We start from the raw sequence: 16,284 nt of genomic DNA, 5'->3' as shown, positions 1-16,284 counted from the left end.
AGCAGCATCCCCTTTCATTTAATTAGTAGAAAGTACTTTCTCCCAATTTATTGTGCCATTTTTAACTTGTTCCCGTTTTTCTTTATTCATAATATCATTTGGACGTCCGCCTTTTGGCCAATCTTTATTATGATTTCCCCATTCAGGTCGATCCTGCGATAAAATAAAGGCTGCTAAATCAGCGGCATCTTGATCTGTCAAAGTACCAGCTGCACCGACTGGCATATTATTTTGGATGTAACCAGCCATTTTTGACATTCTTGCCATACCCGCTCCGTCATTGAATGATTTTTCACCCCATAATGCCGGACCTGTATTAGCACCATTACCTGAGCCATCTGCCGCGTGACACGCGATACAAGACTGAGCATACACTTCCTCACCATTCTTAACATCCGGTATAGGAATGTCCTTCATATTACTTGTACCTACCCATTCACGCTCCGCCCCGATAGGTACACCTTCTGAAATATAAGAGAAGTACGAGACCATCGCTTCTAACTCTTTGCTATTCATGTCAAATTTCTTACCGTTCATACTGCGAACCATGCAACCATTAATACGCTCCTCAATCGTTACAATATCACCAGAGCGCGCGATATATTGGGGATAATCCGCCATAACACCTACTAGTGACGAAACTTGCTCATCGTAACCTGCCCCCGCATGACAGCTTGTGCAAGACAATTGATTCCCAACATATTCTTCTGCAGCAACATGTGTATTATTGACAAGCTCATAACCATATAATATTGCTTCCTTCATAGGTCCATCCGGTACTTCTTCAATACTTGGTGGCGCATAGACAACTGACTGAGCAGCTGCTGTTGTTGGTACTTTCGTTTGTACAGCGGCTTCTTTGCTTTCTGCATCCCCTAAAATTTTGTCGCTAATGGCTGCTCCTACAAAAAGCGTGCCCGCTAACAGCACTACCCCCGCTACTCCTGCTACTATAGGTTTCATCTATAATACCCCCCTTTGTATAATCACCTATATTTTAGCAAAATAGCATCTTTTTCGATGTGACTTTTCTCACACTTCACGCAAATAGAATCATTTAGAGGATAAAATTATGAAATTCGTTGTTCTACAACACATTAAACGAGACTTAATACCTCTTGCAGTATGTACTATTTCCTGAATTTGTAGCTGACGCTTCACGTTCGTGCAGTTCAACATTTCCGAATGAATATAAAAATGCCGAGCACAGCATTGTACCCGACATTTTAGCGTTCTACTAAAATTTACATTCACCATCAGCACAAATAGCTTCACCATCACCTATCATCTTTAACACCGGCTGAACACCTGCTATCTTCGCCGCCTGATGCAATGTTCGTACGAAAACTTCATTCGGCTCTGCACCTTTAATACCGTAACGATTTTCAAAAACAAAGAACGGAACACTTTGTACACCTAGCTGTTGAGCATCATAACGATCTCTGTCTAAAGCTTCACCGAAGTCAGTTGATGCCAGAATACCCTTTGCTATTTCAACATCTAAGTTTATATTTTCTATGACTTTTAACAAGAACATATCATCGTTTAAGTCTTTTCCCTCCGCAAAATAACCATTCATAAGCTCTTCCGTGTAGACCGACTCTTTACCAAAGTGTCGTGTCCATTTTGCTAATCGATGAGCTTTTTCAGTATGCGCTGTTTTCATATCTTCAAAATTGTAATGCAATCCAACCTCTTCGGCCCGCTTTGCTATACCCTTAGTAATATCCTTCACTTCTTCTATCGAGGAGTCAAATTTTTCAGCCATACCCTCATATAAAGTTGGTGCATCTTTCTTAGGTGTATCTGGTCCAATTTGATATGCTTTATATTCAATTTCTACCTGCCCTAAATAACCTGCCGTGTCAATGGCGCGTTCCAATTCTCTTTTGCCAATATAGCAGAACGGACATGTGAAATCCGAGAAAATCTCAATTTTCATTTTCTACAGCCTCCTACAATATATCTATCCAAATTTTAATGGCAGTTGCTAAAATAAGAACCGCTAAAATAGATTGTAAAACTTTTGTGTTTAATTTTTTCCCTGCTTTTGCACCTAATGGAGCCGCTATTAAACTAGCTACAATCATAATGAATGCAGGATAATAATCAACTTGTCCCGTCATCAACTTCCCAATCGTCCCGCCTATTGAGGATATAAAAGTAATAGCAAGGCTTGTAGCGATTGTCATACGTGTTGGTATACCTAGCACTACTAGCATTATAGGTACTAACAAGAAGCCACCAGCTGCCCCAACAATTCCCGAACCAATACCAACAACGAATGCTAATATGGCCGCTATCGGTTTATTGAACGTTACCTCATCCAACGGCTTATCGTCAATTTGTTTCTTAGGAATAAACATCATCACTGCAGCAATCAACGCCAATACACCATAAACGACGTTAACCCCTGCTTCAGATAAAAATTGGGAGCCATAACTACCAACGAAACTTCCTGCTAATATGGCACCACCCATATAAATAATTAGTGATTTATTTAAATAACCACCTTTACGATATGCCCATACCCCAGCAATAGAGGCAAAAAACACTTGAACCGCACTAATCCCTGATACCTCATGTGCTGAAAATGCTGCAAAACCAAGTAAAGGCGGGATATATAATAACATTGGATATTTTATAATCGATCCGCCAATTCCGAGCATTCCCGATACATATGAACCTACAAAGCCAATCAAAAATATTGTAATAATCCATGCTAAATCCATCTTTTTTCCTTCTTTCTGGTCACTGGCGCCTTAATGGCATTGTTATATCAATTGAAAGGAGGGTTGTTCTAAACTTCCAATAGAAGAGACAACCCTCACCAGTTTTAAGCTTTTTGAATAAAGAATGTAATGACACCAGCGTCTTCAGATTTGTCTAAAATTGTATGACCGCCAGCTTTGGCCCAAGCAGGAATATCCGCAAGAGCCCCCTTATCTGTTACTTGAACTTCTAAAATTTCACCCGAAGTCAATGTATCCATAGCTTTCTTTGTTTTCACTATAGGCATTGGGCAAGATAAGCCCTTTGCATCTAGTTGTAAATTTGATTTCATATTTTTCTCCTTGGAATCAGCAAAGCTTGTAAGCGATTTTGCCGGTTCTTTTTGTTTTTTCACGACTTTACGAAGGATGAGCACCTTCGCTTCACGGTATTTCCATGCTATAACCACGCATGCGTACTCATTACATTTAACCATCTCATCAATTATGCACCGGCATAATTGCGTCCGGTTTCGACTTTGTGCTTAGGCCTGCGTAAGGGCCGACACGATGTCGGTCACTCAGGCGTTTTCACAAGATGTGAAGTTCTTAGCCTGAGTTCCTCTATTTCAGCGGATGTCTTTTGTACCAAAAGCCTAGCGACAGGTGCAGATGTTTGGACACCCACTGAAAAGTAACTTAAATCCGTATTCATCTCACCATCTATAGATGTGAGGGATTTCCGCTGAAAGAAGTTAAACAGACTATCGAACTGCGCAACGATTTGGACCAATTTCCATCTCTGTCTGCTCATCCTGCGTTGGCGTAATCTTCCCCATATTTACTTGACGAATTTCTTGATATGCATTTGGCTGTGGAGGTAGATGTTCTGTTACGACACTTCGGAATTCCGCTTCATCTTTAATATTTAAGCCGTGATTTTCAGCAAATAATTGTCCAAGATGTTTTGCTACAGTTCCGTCTTCATTTAGTTCATCAATCATCATAAAATGAGCTGGTAAAACAATTAGATCATCCGATAATTCTCTGTATCGCTTGTAAAGTGTTTCACGCAAATCACCAACCCAATCTTCTGCAAGACCCGCTAAATCAGGGCGTCCAATTGAATCAATGAATAAAATATCACCAGTTAATAAATATTTGTTATCCACAACAAATGAAGTTGAACCAATTGTATGACCAGGTGAATAAATCGCTCCTACGTCAATTCGAGAGGCGCCCACTTGGACAGCTGTGCCATCAAGTAACGGTGTATAGTCAAATACAACTTCTTCTGCATCTTTCGGTGGTAAATAATACGTAGCACCAGTAGTTACAGCTATATGACGTCCACCAGAAATATGATCAGCATGCAAATGTGTATCGAACACATATTTAATGTTTACGTTTTTCTCTTCTGCAAAGCTTGTGAATACTTCAGTAAAACGAACTGCGTCGATAATCGCCGCTTCACCTTCAGAGATGACCATATAAGAAAGGCAGCCCTTCCCTAAACGTACAAATTGATAAAGCTCACCACCACCCGTTAAATCACCAACTTTAATCGGTTCTAAATATTCACTCCACGTTTTCATTCCACCAGCTAAATATGCAACCGTACGCCCTGCATCTGATAACATCTCAGCTATCATCAGTGATGACCCTTCTTTCGCACAAACGACTAACACATCTTTATTAGCTGGAATCTCCGATAAAATATCCTCAACGCCATCTAGTAGCTCAAAATACGGAATATTAAGGTATTCAAATTTACGGCCATCAATTTTCCAATCTTCGAATGCATCTGCATTTCGAACATCTAAAATAAATAATTCTTCATTATTAATTACTTTTTGCGCTACTTCTGCTGCACTCCATTTTAAAACTGACACTCCTATTACCCCCCGAGGTATTATTTTATTGGTTTTTTTAACGGAAAGGATTGTCCTCTCCGCCTATATAGTGAACTATTTATTTTTATTAGAACGTTAATGACGGTGCTGCATCTTTTGCAAACTCTAAGAACGTCACAGCTCCCCCAACTTCAATACCTTCAATAAAATCATCTGTCGTTAAACCCATTACATCCATAGTCATTTGACACGCGATCAACTTAACTCCTAATTCCTGCGCCATCTCCACTAATTGCGGAATTGCTGGTACATTAGCTTTAGCAAACCCTTCTGCAAAATGCTCCGCTCCCGCAGGCATAGGTAATGCATGCATCCCTTGTTTATGAATTAAATTTAATCCTTCGAATGTAAAGAAGATCGCTACTTCTTTCTCCGTAGCTGCCGCTGCAGTTGCAATATTGAACACCTTATACGCATCGAAAAGACCACCGTTACTTGCAATTATCGCTACTTTATTTGACATAATAAATTCCTCCTAAATATGTTTTGTTAAATATCCCGTCCAGGAAGTCATCCCTGGTAGAACGTTAAATACTTTTGTAAAACCCTGTGCCGCCATCTTTTGAGCAGCTAAATCACTGCGCTTCCCAGTTCGACAAACGACATAAATTTCTTGCTCTTTATCAAGTTCAGAAAGGCGTCCCTCTAGCTCACCCATCGGAATTGACTTTGCTCCTTCGATATGACCAAAAGCAAACTCTGCCTCCTCACGAACATCGAGAATAAGTCCTCCTCTTGCCATTGCCTCTTTTAACTCAATTGTATGTTCAAAAGTTTGCTCATCCATCTTGTCGTTTGAGCATTTACGAATATAATGTTTAAGCACACTTTCTTCTTCCACTGTCCCAACATATTGATGACCTACAGATTCAGCCCACGCAGCAATATCCGCCTTCGAACCCTTATCTGTTGCTGATACTTCTAAAATTTGACCATCTACTAAATCAGCCATCGCCTTTTTCGTTTTAACGATTGGCATAGGACAAGAAAGTCCCTTGGCATCCAGCTGAAAATCTGCCTTAATACTCATAACTTCCTCCCTTATACCTGTATAGGTATTATTTTTGTTAAAAAAATATAGCAGGTGCATCCTCTTATTTTACTTCGCCATTCCAAGCAAGCATGCCACCAACCATATTAGATACATCGAAGCCTTGGCTTTCTAAAAACTGAGCAGCATTACCACTACGACCACCTGATCGACAGACCATAACATAGGGTTCATTTTTATTTAGCTCATGCATACGAAATTCAAGTAAGCCAAGTGGGATATGAATAATGCCAGGAATGTGTCCTGACTCCACTTCATCTACTTCACGTACGTCGATTAAATTTATTGCCTGCCCTTGCTCTAAAGCTTGTTGTACTTCCATTACTGAAATTTCCTTCATACTATTCTCCTCCTAATACGCACTCATGCCTCCACGGACATTTGTCACACGCTCAAATCCTTGTTTCTGCAGCTGTTTACATGCCCGACTACTACGCATACCGCTTTGGCAAATGACAACGATCTCTTTATCCTTCGGTAACTTGTCAAAGCTAGAACCGAGCGGAATATTTTTGAACTGCGGAATATTTCGCCCCTTATATTCGGCAGGTGTACGCACATCAACAAAAACTTTATCCTTATCATTTAGAATATTTTTCAATTGTGCCGCTGAAATTGACTGCACACCTTTCGTTGGCTTCATTCGCCAAACGAAAAATGCTATAACAACAGCAAGTATAATCCATGTTTCCAAGTAATATCGCCTCCAACTTGATACTATTAAGGGTATATAAAATCTATCTACTTTTAACGACTAAATCCATTGCTTCTTGGATGGCGTTATTCATTTTTCCCGCATCCCCCTCAGCAGTCGTTACACACTCCAATAAATTTTCACTAACGATTACTCCGATAGTTCGATCAACCGCAGAACGCACGGCAGATAGCTGTGTAATCACATCTTTACAGTTTTTTTCTTCTTCCATCATGCGTAAAACACCACGCAATTGACCTTCTATTCGCTTTACTCGATTAACTGTTTTTGCATCGTAAGCCATACTGTTCACGCCTCCTTTCAAAACGATTGATTGAACTTGCTTACGAGATTTATAATATACCCCATTAGGTATATTGTCAACATGAAAGCTCTAATTTTTTCTTAAACATCATTTCCATGTTATACCCCTTCTGTATCAACGTTTTACCCCATTAATCTCAGGTAGTTATCTTCATCTCCCTTTAATTTTTCATAAAAAAAGCGAGAAATCCGACGATGCTATCATCGAATTTCTCGCTTATATGAACTTTAAATTATTTCTTTTTAATCGTAATTGTCCAAGCCGCATCGCCAACTTGCTCATACTCCGTTACCTCATGCCCTTCTTCAGCTGCCCAACGAGGAATGGATTCTGTACCTTGTGTACAATCAAATTGCACTTCTAATTCATCGCCTGAATTTAAGCCTTTGATCGCTTCTTTTGCCTCTACTAAAGGAAATGGACAAACCATTCCCATAACTTCTAATATTTTTTTCATATGAAAGCACTCCTTTTTTTATGCTGGTATTATTTCTGTAGCTTGCTTAGCTTTTTTACTTGGTCGAACGAACACAAAGTAAGATGCAGTCCATGTACCTAAAATCATAAACCCTAATGAAATCCATCCTTGCCAAGTCATCATCGCCGTCATCACCAATCCATTACCAATTGAGCAACCTCCTGCTAAACCTGCGCCGAACCCCATCATAAGTCCACCACATAAGCTGTTAATCGCCGTTTTTGTATCTGGAATACGGAATCTAAATTCGCCACTCATTTTTGCTGCTAATAATGATCCTAAGAAAATACCTAGCACTAAGAAAACACCCCAGTTGATGAAGCTAATTTGTCCAGTCACCAAAAACTGCAAAATATTAGCAGAAGGTGTTGTAACGCCTAACCCACCTATGCGTCCAGTAGCAACACTTAATGGCCACGCTAAAGTTGCAATCACTCCAATAATTGTTGCAGTTATAAATGGATGCCAACGTTTTTCAAATAGTATATGTGCTAATCCCGTTTTTTTCGGCTTTAACCCCGGAATTTTCACTCGTGGCTTCTTTAGCTCACGGTAAATGATAAATGTAACGACTACTACAAAAATCGTAATAATCAACCAGTTATTTACGCCAAGTGTCTCGGCAATAGAATTACTTTCAATTTTCGTTTCTTTAATAGCCGTATCCATCGGCAACAATACACCTGATTTCATCATTGCTGCTACAAGCATATAACCAGCTAATGCAATCCAACTGCCAAGTAAACCTTCCCCTGCACGATACCAAGTACCTGTTGCACAACCACCTGCGAAAATAATGCCAATTCCAAAAATAAACGAACCAACAATAACAGCTACGATTGGTAGCGAACCAGCACTGAATTCAAATACCTTTAAACTAATTAAGGTATATACACCCACACTTTGTATTGCTATTGCAATAAGTAATGCGTAAAACATACGGTTATCTTTTGTTAAATACATATCGCGGAATCCGCCAGTTAAGCAAAAACGACCACGTTGCATAACAAATCCAAGTAAAGCTCCGCAAATAAGTCCTGTTATAACCATTTGAACCATCGTTATTCCCCTTCCGATACCTTAGTATTCTTATAGGGTATATTACCACTTGTTTTACTATGAATTCAATGACTTTTTTTACTATTTTAAATACAATGACTTTTTTCATATTTGCGCACACAAAAACCCCTTGCTACAAGTGCAGAAAACTGCTTCTTATAACAAGGGGTCAGATCATTATTTATTTGGCTAACTGCATTGCTGGACCAAAGAATTCATAATGAATTTTTTCGTCTTTCACGCCAATCTCATATAGATTTTCAATGATTGCTTCCATAAAGCCAACAGGTCCACATACGTAAACATCTGCATTATCGGCTACTTTTTCGGCTAACAATTCTTTTGAGATTTTCTTATTTTCATCCGAATATAACGCTGTATATGACGCATTTGGTAGCACATTTACTTTCTTTTTGATGTCATCGCTAAATGCTACAACTTTTTCATTGCGTGCACACTGGATAAAGCTCACTTCGTTTGTTGCATCGTCTGTTAGTGATTGCAGCATACTATTCAATGGTGTGACACCGATACCACCGCTTATAAATGTAATAGGAGTAGAAGTTTCTTCTAAGACAAATAGCCCCGCTGGAACACTTACATCCACTAAATCTCCCACTTCTAATACGTCATGAATAAAGTTAGATACTTTACCATTTGGCGTATGATCACTTTCACGTTTCACTGAAATACGGTAGCCGTCTTCTGCGTCTGCTTGCGAAAGCGTATACTGACGGTTCATTAAATATTGTTCGCCTGGTACTTTCACACGGATACTGATATATTGACCTGGCTCATAAGCTGGTAGCGGCGTACCGTCTTCATTTTCAAAGTAGATAGATGTAACAAGATCACTTTCTACTACTTTTTTCGCCACTTTCAGTTGTTTAAATAAGCGCCAACCGCCATTACGCTCAGCTTTTTGATATAGCTCTTCTTCTACTTGAATGAAGATATCTGCAATGACGCCATATGCTTCAGCCCAAGCATTAATAATATCATCTGTTGCTGCATCACCAAGCACTTCTTTAATCGCTTTTAGTAAGTTTTCTCCAACAATTGGATAGTGCTCAGGTAAAATACCTAGACTACGGTGTTTATGAGCAATTAACATCACCGCTGGTAAAATAGCTTCTAAATTTTCAATATGAACCGCAGCAGCATAAACTGTGTTTGCTAATGCTGTTTGCTGGCGACCTTTTTCTTGGTTTGTATGGTTGAAAATATTTAATAATTCTGGATGAGCTTGAAACATATTTTTGTAAAACGTTTTAGTAATCTCCACTCCATGAACTTCTAATACAGGAACTGTCGCTTTAATAATTTGTACTGTTTCTTGTTTTAACATATCGCATACCATCCTTTCGTGATTACAATATAACGCTATCAATTTCTTAAAGCAATATGTAAAATACATCTTTAACAAAATGGACATAATTAATGTATTTTAAATACATCTTTAAAAAAGTATTGAATTTATTATACTTCAATGTAAAAATGCTATAATTATTTTGAACTATAGAAAGTAGGGTGTTCTTATGCGCTTAACTTTATACACCGATTATTCTCTTCGAACACTCATTTATTTGGGTGCAAAGGATGAAGGCCAATTATCAACTATCCAAGAAATTTCTGATGCTTACAATATATCGAAAAACCATTTAATGAAGGTGACACATCAACTTGGATTATTGGGCTATATTGAGACAATTCGAGGACGGGGCGGAGGAATTCGCCTAGCGATTGATCCAAAAACCATTACAATTGGTGAAATCGTGCGTCATACAGAAGAGGATTTTCATCTTGTCGAATGCTTTGACAAAGAAAATAATCTATGCAAAATTGCACCAGAATGTCAGCTAAAAGGCGTATTATATGAAGCATTACAAGCTTATTTATCAGTCTTAGATCGCTATACGCTTGATGATTTTTTACATTCGAAAGACAAGTTGATGGCACTGTTGCTTGGCGAATAAAAATACCCGCACAACTCAAGTTGGACGGGTATTTCTTATGTCTATATTGTTTTACAATGCCTTTGAAAAGAAAATCATATCTAGCGCACGAATTCCATTTTCAAAGATTGGCTCTGGATAATTACTGAAAAAATCTTTTTCAATTGCTTCCATTCGAAAACCTGCTTTTTGATAGAACGCAATATTATCAATACTAGAATTCGCAGTTCCAACTATTATCGTTTGATATCCTTGTGTTTGACAAATTGTAGTTATTTGACGAAGCGCTTCTTTTCCAAGCCCTTTACCTTGATACTTCGGTACGATCGCAATATTTTTTAATTCTACTGTCTTATCAGACTGTTCTAGAAGTAACGCTACACCCGCTAACTGTTCCCCACATTTAATCTCATATAATTCACCATCATTTAAATATTTCCGAACAGCTTCTTCACTTTCATCGGCCAATAACAATTGTGGTAAATAGTCTTCCCTCACACCTTCCACTTTCTTTAAAGATGTACGATATTGGACAAAATCTTCGCGCTCAAAAACATTTAAAACACAAGGTTGCTTTTCTTTGACCTCTAGCCATGAATGCTCCTTCGGAAAATCACTTTCAACTCCGAGTCGAATAAAAGGCAACTTTTCCTGTGCCTTTTGTGAGCGAATATTGACCTTTCTAGCTCCTGCAAAAACATACTTTAACCCTAACTCAAAAAATGCAATATCTAAAATGGCAATTTTAGATTGAAGATTATAGCCTTTACCCCAAAATTCATAGCCTAGCCATGAGCCAATATGACAGCTCTTTTTATTGTGATCAATAAACATTAACGCCGTTACACCAATCAGTTGTCCTTCCTCATCTAAGACAACACGAGGAACAGTCTTTCCTGCTTCTTCGTCCACACACTCACGTTTAATAAAATTAATCGTATCTTCCACTTTTCCAGCAGGTAACCCTAGCGCATCTCGAACCTGTGGCATAGAAGACAGTGCATGCATTGCTTCAGCATATTTTATAGCGTGTCTCACTAAAGTTACGGCCATATTCTATTCTCCTTTTAATATGATCGTGCCCTAAGCATTGGATTTTTGTATCATCCTCTAATGGCATAAGAGCTTTTTCCATCCATTTATTCATGTCTATGGCTTCATCACCATAGCGTGAGGTTGATTTCCGTTCCGGCTGGGCGCTTCGTTGCTGGCGCTTCGCTTTCGCACAGAAAACATCCCCTTTGTTGCTGACGCTTCGCTTTCGCACAGAAAACATCCCCTTCGCTGCAGGGACTGTTGGTCACGAAGGCGTTATCACAGGATGTGATGCTTTTAGCCTTGGTTCCTCGATTGCTGGTTCCCAAGGAGTCGCCCAGTTCTAACGAAGATCAACTTATACACATAGTATACGTTTTTAAAAAAGTCATCCCTAACTTTGACGATGAGGCATATTCATTTATTCCTAAATTTAATTATATGTTAGTTGCCAAGATACACCGAAACGATCCTGAATCCAGGCAAATTTCTTTGAAAACCCATAATTATCAAGCGGCATTAACGCCTGTCCACCCTCTAAAATTTGAGCAACCAGACTGTCGATTTCATCTATAGACTCACATTCCACAAAGATAGAAGTTGACGGTGTAAATGTAAAGTTATGTTGTATCACACTATCATTCACCATTATTTTCAAACCCTTTAAATGAAGAACAGCCATTGCAACCTGTTGTGAGTCTTCCATATAAGTTAAGCTTTCTACTTGTAACTCCGAAAACCATTGTTGATATTGCTGGATAGCTTCATTGGCTTGTCCTTGAAACATTAGAAACGTAGTGGCACTTTTCATTTATTTAACTCCCCTTCATATTTTGTAATCCATTGTGCTGGTGTCATTTTCGAAACGAGCTCTCCAATTAATTCGTACGGAATATTTTTAGTGTTTGTAAAACGAATACAGCTTTTCCCCATATTAAGCTTTGTTGGAACTCGTTTCGCGTATTCCTCTTGGAACCACGAGAGTAACGCTTGATCTGCATAAATGCCCATATGATAAACCGCAATATGACGTTTTTGTGCAGCAAGACTTATAAAGGGTAAAGGAGTATTCGGTGTACAATGGTAGCCCTTCGGATAAGTAGATAACGGGACAACATAGCTTATCATGTCATAATTCATATTTTCTTCAAAACCCTCTGGTAAATTGCTTTCTACCACATCTACAAGTTTGGCAAAACCCTCCTGCCATTTTTCATCTACTTGCTCAATATAAGTGTTTTTCATACTCTGTCCCCCTTTTCAATATAGTATTATTGCTAGGTGTATATCTTTATAAAAGACTCTTTCCATAACGTAGAATTGATTTCCGTTCCGACTAGGCGCTTTGTTGTTACTGTCGCTTCGCTTTCGCACAGAGCAAAGCTTCCTGGGGGCGCCCGCTGAGCCGCTTGGGGCAACAGATGTTTTTTGCGCGAAAGCGTAGTGCTAACGTAGTGATAGTAGCAGGATGTTGGTCACGAAGGCGTTATCACAGGACGTGAAGCTTTAGCCTTCGTTCCTCTATATCGCTGATCCCCAAGGAGTCGCCTAGTCTACACTCCAATCAACTTAAATTTCATACTAAATATCATCCCTATTTTTTTATGATGAGCCAATCTGATTTCCGTTTTTAATCGCTCTATTGTGTAATGGATACTAGGCTAATCATAGGATTGCCAATTACAATGAATATAGCATCACTAAAAGGAAACAATAAAGTCTCTTTGTTTTTTATGCTTTACCTTCCGCCTTTGCTTTTCGGTATAATTCCTTTGTTTTGTAGCCTAGTCTAATAATTTCACGCATCTCCTCCAAGCGCGCTACCTGCGTCTCTTCCTTTTTCGCACTATAAATATATCGGGCCCAATCTTTTTGATAGCCCGGTGTTAATCCATCATAAAATGTTAAATCACCCTTATTTTCCGCAAGTGAATCACGCAATTGAGGAATCATACCTTCATAGTCGCTTACGCATTGACTACTCGCTGTCTTCTTCTTACCACGGCTTTTGCCATCTCTTTTTATGCTTAATATTGAAAATGTCTCATCTAAAGACATAAGACTCGCAAATTTATAATCACTGCCAACAATGTATTTTTCATCGTCTACTTGAATAGCCGGGAAGATTTCATCGCGATGAATAAATTGTTCATACTTCTTATTCCCTTTTTTCGGATACACAAAAAATAAATAGCCTTGTTCCACGAGAGTGTTTAACTTTATTTCATTTTGTAAATACGTTACCATTTCATCAATAGTAAATACAAAGGTAATGATTCGATCATGAGGTGTATTCCCTAATTGGGGTATCCCCTCTAGTAACATATCCTGCGGCTGATTATGAATAGCAATGGACAATCCATCTTTAACTTTAAATTTCTTTTGCATAGTTTTGACACCTCTTTTAATGATCCATACAATTTTCTCTTAGTTTTGATAGTATAGCTGATTTAATGAAAAATTCGTACAAAAAAAACGCTCAAATTTTCTCGAGCGTTTAAATTGAGATAAGTTACTTAATTTTTGTAGCCGCAACTATTGCTTTAACAATCGGAATGATTATTACAATTAGCACAATCGGCAAGAACCACCAACCAATATTCTCTGTCTCCCCAAGTGCAATACGTATCATTTGGAATGATATAGCTGCAAATAAAATGAGACAGAGGTTTTTTGTTTCATTCAATCCTTTTCGGCTATTTAAATAAAAAGCCTCAACATTACTTTCATTTAAGCGTGCTGGGTAATTATGCGTATGTGGAACCTTTTCAAGGAACCCTAGAAAAATCCATAGAAATAGTCCAATAAACGGAAGGATAAATAATTCTATTTTGGAACCCCAGCGATCAACTTCTCCTGCTCCGTTAAAATGTCCTGGAATCTCCTCAGGTAGTTTGCCCCACATGACAAAAATATAAAGGATAGACAGTACAAATAATCCACCACCGATATAGTCCCAAATCTTTTCATATGTTGTTTTTGGCAATTTCAAAACAGGCCTATACATCTTCCCACATCCTTGCTTATTCCTTTACCATTTCTACGTTACTACAGTTCATTTAGTTTCAAATTTGCGCAAATTGTCTTAATTGTTTGCAATATGCACATAACTATCCGCTTTCACTAGCAGTGAAACGGCACTTTATTCTACCTTTTTTATCATTTTATCTACAACTTACGTCCTTACTCTTCCTATTCAATATAGTAGAAATTCTCATAATACTTTGTAAAATTAATATAATCTGATATAAATGGTATATACATATTTCATTTTTTTGTAACATTTCTACTAAATTACTGAGAAAGGAAACGACAACTATGCGATTTACTATCTATAAGAAGCTAACACTCGGTTTTTTTATTGTTATTTTAGTATTAATTGGCACTATCGGATTAAATTTTAAACAGCTTAATTCCGTAAACAAAACATATCGCGTGTTACTTGAAGAACAAACAACAAAATCTATTAGTATACAAGAGCTTCGCGCAATTGCTAAACAAGAAATTGTAAATATGAGAGGCTATCTATTACTTGGAGACAAGCAAAATTTTCAAAGTAATACGGCGTCCCGTGAAGAATTTAAAAAGAAATATGATGAATTAATGGCATCATTCGATTCTCAAAAATCAATTGAATTATTAGAGGCAATCAATAAAAGCGAGCAAGATGTCCAACAGTTCGCAGATCGAATGTTTTCATTAAAGGCAGATGGAGAAACAGAACAATATGTAAAGCTTGATAGCACACAAGGCCGACTAATTATTAAACAATTCGATGAACGTGTAGCTAACCTTGCTAACTACCAAGATGAATATATAAAAGAAAAAATCGCTGCTACATCAAAAGAAATTCAAGATATTAAATTCCAAATGATTATTCTTGGTATCTTTGCTGTTGTCATAAGTCTGATAATTGCTATGATCATGGGAAGCCTTATTTCCCGCCCAATCAGGGGAATGGCAAAGACTGCGAAAAAGATTGCTGGGGGCGATTTGACAGCTGAGCAAATTCAAATTAAAAATCGTGATGAAGTAGGCGATTTAGCACTTGCCTTTAATCAAATGGCGGCAAACTTAAAGGATCTTATTACAAATGTACGTCATAACACTGTACAAGTAAGTGGTTCTGCTGCTGAGCTAACCGCAAGTGCTGAACAAACTATTCAAGCGACAGAACAAATCACTTCCTCTATACAAGAAGTAGCAAGCGGCTCCGAAGCTCAAGGGAAAAACGCTACTGAAAGCTCGGTAGCTATGAAAACTATGACAAAAGGCATTCAACAATTGGCTGTGACTACAGCTGCTGTTTCAGAGCTTGCTATAGAGACAAATACGGAAGCGAATAAAGGAAATGAATCACTACACCGTGTTATTACACAGATGGACACAATCAATTCAGCGGTTTTAGAATCTGCTAGCGTTGTGAAAGATTTAGAAAACCATTCTGTTGAAATCGGAAATATTATTAGCCTCATTACAGATATTGCAGAGCAAACAAATTTACTAGCATTGAATGCTGCAATTGAGGCTGCACGTGCAGGAGATCATGGTCGAGGATTTGCAGTAGTTGCGAATGAAGTAAAAAAATTAGCGGAGCAATCCAAACGATCTGCTGAAAAAATTTCAACTTTGATTTCAGAAATCCAACAGAATACACACCACGCCGTAGCTGTTATGGATACCGGTACACAAGAGGTTCAAGTAGGTATGCAAGTTGTAAAAGTAGCGGAGGAAGGCTTCTCAAAAATCGTTGAACTGACCGAGCATGTATCCAAACAAATTCAAGAAGCAACGACAGTTTCAGAGGAAATGTCATCAAACGCTGAGCAAATTTACGCATCCTTTGATGAAATTGCAACAATCGCACAGACGTCTTCTTCCAATCTACAAAATGTAGCGTCTGCTTCCGAGGAACAGCTTGCGACTATTGAAGAAGTGGCCGCTTCCGCTGCCACACTATCAAACATGGCCGAGGAATTACAAACACAGGTTTCGCGTTTTAAAGTGGAGTAAGGAATTTGGTAAAGTTTCTATAATAGCTAATTATCATAACGTGGGGTTGA

Annotated in this window: 21 protein-coding genes; 2 read left to right on the top strand and 19 right to left on the bottom strand. The window is 38.3% G+C overall.

Annotated features, from left to right (window positions below):
- Positions 1-18: 18 nt before the first annotated feature.
- The 13 genes from ACVYAD_RS10425 to hmpA all read right to left on the bottom strand — a co-directional run bounded on the left by ACVYAD_RS10425 (position 19) and on the right by hmpA (position 9,579).
- The gene (locus tag ACVYAD_RS10425) at positions 19-963 is read right to left on the bottom strand and encodes a c-type cytochrome (protein WP_476426286.1); all 945 of its coding nucleotides are present in this window, start codon (positions 961-963) and stop codon (positions 19-21) included.
- 274 nt (positions 964-1,237) lie between these two features.
- Entirely contained in the window at positions 1,238-1,942 is a 705-nt protein-coding gene (locus tag ACVYAD_RS10420) for a DsbA family oxidoreductase (protein ID WP_476426284.1), read from the bottom strand.
- 13 nt (positions 1,943-1,955) lie between these two features.
- Positions 1,956-2,732: a sulfite exporter TauE/SafE family protein gene (locus ACVYAD_RS10415; protein ID WP_197143828.1), complete on the bottom strand. Its 777-nt coding sequence runs from the start codon at positions 2,730-2,732 to the stop codon at positions 1,956-1,958.
- A gap of 104 nt (positions 2,733-2,836) precedes the next feature.
- A complete protein-coding gene (locus tag ACVYAD_RS10410; protein WP_349659512.1) occupies positions 2,837-3,064 on the bottom strand; it encodes a sulfurtransferase TusA family protein in 228 nt (75 codons plus the stop codon).
- A gap of 411 nt (positions 3,065-3,475) precedes the next feature.
- Positions 3,476-4,603, bottom strand: coding sequence for an MBL fold metallo-hydrolase (locus ACVYAD_RS10405; protein WP_476426282.1), 1,128 nt, complete (start codon positions 4,601-4,603; stop codon positions 3,476-3,478).
- A gap of 88 nt (positions 4,604-4,691) precedes the next feature.
- The gene (locus tag ACVYAD_RS10400) at positions 4,692-5,087 is read right to left on the bottom strand and encodes a DsrE/DsrF/DrsH-like family protein (protein WP_079562216.1); all 396 of its coding nucleotides are present in this window, start codon (positions 5,085-5,087) and stop codon (positions 4,692-4,694) included.
- A 12-nt stretch (positions 5,088-5,099) separates the two neighbouring features.
- The gene (locus ACVYAD_RS10395; protein ID WP_476426280.1) at positions 5,100-5,654 is read right to left on the bottom strand and encodes a sulfurtransferase TusA family protein; all 555 of its coding nucleotides are present in this window, start codon (positions 5,652-5,654) and stop codon (positions 5,100-5,102) included.
- Positions 5,655-5,718: 64 nt separating this feature from the next.
- Complete coding sequence (locus ACVYAD_RS10390; RefSeq protein WP_349659361.1) at positions 5,719-6,015, bottom strand: rhodanese-like domain-containing protein; 297 nt, start codon at positions 6,013-6,015, stop codon at positions 5,719-5,721.
- A gap of 12 nt (positions 6,016-6,027) precedes the next feature.
- Positions 6,028-6,369 carry a rhodanese-like domain-containing protein gene (locus ACVYAD_RS10385; RefSeq protein ID WP_349659362.1) on the bottom strand — a complete coding sequence of 114 codons (342 nt, stop codon included), beginning with the start codon at positions 6,367-6,369 and terminating at the stop codon, positions 6,028-6,030.
- A gap of 43 nt (positions 6,370-6,412) precedes the next feature.
- Positions 6,413-6,673 (bottom strand): metal-sensitive transcriptional regulator, encoded by a 261-nt coding sequence (locus tag ACVYAD_RS10380; RefSeq protein ID WP_476426278.1) that lies wholly within the window; start codon positions 6,671-6,673, stop codon positions 6,413-6,415.
- A gap of 253 nt (positions 6,674-6,926) precedes the next feature.
- The gene (locus tag ACVYAD_RS10375) at positions 6,927-7,151 is read right to left on the bottom strand and encodes a sulfurtransferase TusA family protein (RefSeq protein WP_079562211.1); all 225 of its coding nucleotides are present in this window, start codon (positions 7,149-7,151) and stop codon (positions 6,927-6,929) included.
- Between the two features lie 18 nt (positions 7,152-7,169).
- Positions 7,170-8,231 carry a YeeE/YedE family protein gene (locus tag ACVYAD_RS10370; protein ID WP_349659364.1) on the bottom strand — a complete coding sequence of 354 codons (1,062 nt, stop codon included), beginning with the start codon at positions 8,229-8,231 and terminating at the stop codon, positions 7,170-7,172.
- A gap of 181 nt (positions 8,232-8,412) precedes the next feature.
- The gene (hmpA, locus tag ACVYAD_RS10365; protein WP_476426275.1) at positions 8,413-9,579 is read right to left on the bottom strand and encodes an NO-inducible flavohemoprotein; all 1,167 of its coding nucleotides are present in this window, start codon (positions 9,577-9,579) and stop codon (positions 8,413-8,415) included.
- Positions 9,580-9,769: 190 nt separating this feature from the next.
- Here hmpA and ACVYAD_RS10360 point away from each other — a divergent pair, with 190 nt between their 5' ends.
- A complete protein-coding gene (locus tag ACVYAD_RS10360) occupies positions 9,770-10,207 on the top strand; it encodes an Rrf2 family transcriptional regulator (protein WP_476426274.1) in 438 nt (145 codons plus the stop codon).
- A gap of 51 nt (positions 10,208-10,258) precedes the next feature.
- Here ACVYAD_RS10360 and ACVYAD_RS10355 read toward each other — a convergent pair whose 3' ends face one another.
- The 6 genes from ACVYAD_RS10355 to ACVYAD_RS10330 form a co-directional block, all read right to left on the bottom strand.
- Positions 10,259-11,239: a GNAT family N-acetyltransferase gene (locus ACVYAD_RS10355; protein WP_476426273.1), complete on the bottom strand. Its 981-nt coding sequence runs from the start codon at positions 11,237-11,239 to the stop codon at positions 10,259-10,261.
- Positions 11,199-11,453 carry a hypothetical protein gene (locus tag ACVYAD_RS10350; protein ID WP_476426272.1) on the bottom strand — a complete coding sequence of 85 codons (255 nt, stop codon included), beginning with the start codon at positions 11,451-11,453 and terminating at the stop codon, positions 11,199-11,201. The genes ACVYAD_RS10355 and ACVYAD_RS10350 overlap by 41 nt, the downstream gene beginning before the upstream one ends.
- 201 nt (positions 11,454-11,654) lie before the next feature.
- Positions 11,655-12,032 (bottom strand): VOC family protein, encoded by a 378-nt coding sequence (locus ACVYAD_RS10345; RefSeq protein WP_197143839.1) that lies wholly within the window; start codon positions 12,030-12,032, stop codon positions 11,655-11,657.
- Positions 12,029-12,466, bottom strand: a complete 438-nt coding sequence (locus ACVYAD_RS10340; protein WP_386828739.1) for a DUF1801 domain-containing protein — start codon at positions 12,464-12,466, stop codon at positions 12,029-12,031. Before ACVYAD_RS10340 ends, ACVYAD_RS10345 begins: the two co-directional genes overlap by 4 nt.
- Before the next feature lie 486 nt (positions 12,467-12,952).
- Positions 12,953-13,609: a YdeI/OmpD-associated family protein gene (locus ACVYAD_RS10335; RefSeq protein WP_476426269.1), complete on the bottom strand. Its 657-nt coding sequence runs from the start codon at positions 13,607-13,609 to the stop codon at positions 12,953-12,955.
- Positions 13,610-13,733: 124 nt separating this feature from the next.
- On the bottom strand, positions 13,734-14,228 hold the full coding sequence (locus ACVYAD_RS10330) for a DUF1648 domain-containing protein (RefSeq protein ID WP_476426267.1): 495 nt from the start codon (positions 14,226-14,228) through the stop codon (positions 13,734-13,736).
- 311 nt (positions 14,229-14,539) lie between these two features.
- On the opposite strand from ACVYAD_RS10330, the gene ACVYAD_RS10325 reads away from it, so the two are divergent.
- Complete coding sequence (locus ACVYAD_RS10325) at positions 14,540-16,234, top strand: methyl-accepting chemotaxis protein (protein WP_476426265.1); 1,695 nt, start codon at positions 14,540-14,542, stop codon at positions 16,232-16,234.
- Positions 16,235-16,284: the final 50 nt, after the last annotated feature.

The sequence above is a fragment of the Lysinibacillus sp. G1-3 genome, assembly GCF_056322905.1.
Note: the sequence above shows the minus strand (reverse complement) of the source record. Positions and strands in the feature narration are given on the sequence as shown.